Consider the following 1784-nt stretch of genomic DNA (forward strand, 5'->3'; position numbering starts at 1 on the left):
CGGACTCTGCTGGTCTTTTCACGGAGAGTCTTGCGTGATCTTCGTGAGGACGGGACGGTGAGGGCGGATAGGCGTTCGCGGGGATCCGGTGGGGGTGATCCGTGATGTCGTTGTGGTCCAGGCCCGGTTATGAGGTTCCGGCGTTGACGGAGCGGGTGGCGCGGGCCGCGTTCCCGAAGGGCTCGCTGGCGATCCGGATGCGCGACGCGCTGGGCGAGGTTTTCGTCGACGAGCAGTTCGCCCACCTGTTCGCGACCCGCGGGCATCCTGCCACCTCGCCGGCCCGGCTGGTCATGGTTTCGGTACTGCAGTACGCCGAGGGCCTGACGGACCGCCAGGCCGCGGAGGCCGTGCGAGGGCGGGTGGACTGGAAGTTCCTCCTGGGCCTGCGGTTGGAGGACCCCGGATTCGATGCCTCGGTACTCAGCGAGTTCCGCACTCGCCTGACCAGGCAGGACGGTCAGACGGACCGGCTGCTGACCTTGCTGCTGCGGCACCTGCGAGAACACGGGCTGCTCGAGCGCGGCGGGCGGCAGCGCACCGACGCCACCCACGTGCACGCCGCAGTCCGCCTGCTGAACCGCCTGGAACTGGCGATGGAGACGATGCGCGCGGCCCTGGAAACCCTGGCGGTCGCCGCCCCGGTCTGGCTACTCGAACACGCCCCGGCCGCCTGGTGGGACCGGTACGCGAAGCGCGCGGACGACTACCGGCTGCCCCAGTCTGAGGCTGCCCGCACCGCACTGGCCACCGCCGTGGGCGCCGACGGCTATCGGCTCCTGGACGCGGTCCACCACCCCACCGCCCCGGCCTGGCTGTGCGAGCTTCCCGCACTGCAGGTCCTGCGCCAGGTCTGGGTCCAGCAGTACTACCGTGACCAGCACGGCCACCGCTGGCGCGGCAAGAGCGACCTTCCGCCCAGCGCGACCGCGATCGGCAGTCCGTATGACGCCGACGCCCGCTACGGCATCAAGCGGGGCATGGGCTGGCGAGGATTCAAGGGACACTTCACCGAGGTCTGCGAGCCGGACCGGCCTCACGTCATCGTCCATGTCGCCACGACCGCGGCCACCTTGAGCGACGTGGAGACCGTCACCGCACGCCATGCGGACCTGGCCGCCGCCGACCTGCTGCCCAACCGGGAGCTGGTGGACGCCGCCTACGTCAGTGTCGACCACATCCTTGATGCCGCTGCTGTCCACGGCGTCGACCTGTTCGGGCCCGTCCCCGCCGGTCACCAGTGGCAGACCCGCGACCCGGACGCCTACGACCTGACACACTTCACCGTCGACTTTGGCCAGCGTCATGTCACCTGTCCCACCGGCGCGATCAGCCGTAACTGGCGCGAGTCCATCAGCGCCGATGGACTGCCGACCATCCAGGTCACCTTCCGTCTCCCGGACTGCACCCCCTGCCCGCAGCGCGCCCGCTGCACCCGCTCGACGGTCAATGCCCGGTCCCTGACCTTCCGCCCCCGCCCTCAGTTCGAGGCACAACAGCGCCTGCGTGCCGAGCAGTCCACCGACACCTGGCGGGAGCAATATGCCCTGCGCTCGGGAATCGAGGGCACCATGTCCCAGGCATCCCGCCGCTGCGACGTCCACCACGCGCGCTACAAGGGGACTGCCAAAACCCACCTGCAACACGTACTCACCGCGATGGCCCTCAACCTCGTCCGCATCGACGCATGGCTCTCCGGAACCCCGCTCGGCGGCAGCTGGACCTCACGCCTCGACACCCTCCGCCTCTCACTCGCGTCACCGTGAAAAGACCAGCAGAGTCAC

Annotated in this window: 1 protein-coding gene; it reads left to right on the plus strand. The window is 69.5% G+C overall.

The annotated features are described in order from the left end of the window. Positions 1–143 precede the first annotated feature (143 nt). Positions 144–1766, plus strand: coding sequence for an IS1182 family transposase (locus ACFVWD_RS58205; protein WP_355317580.1), 1623 nt, complete (start codon positions 144–146; stop codon positions 1764–1766). Positions 1767–1784 lie beyond the last annotated feature (18 nt).

The sequence above is a fragment of the Streptomyces sp. NPDC058086 genome, from assembly GCF_042885015.1.
In the GTDB taxonomy this organism is placed as follows: domain Bacteria; phylum Actinomycetota; class Actinomycetes; order Streptomycetales; family Streptomycetaceae; genus Streptomyces.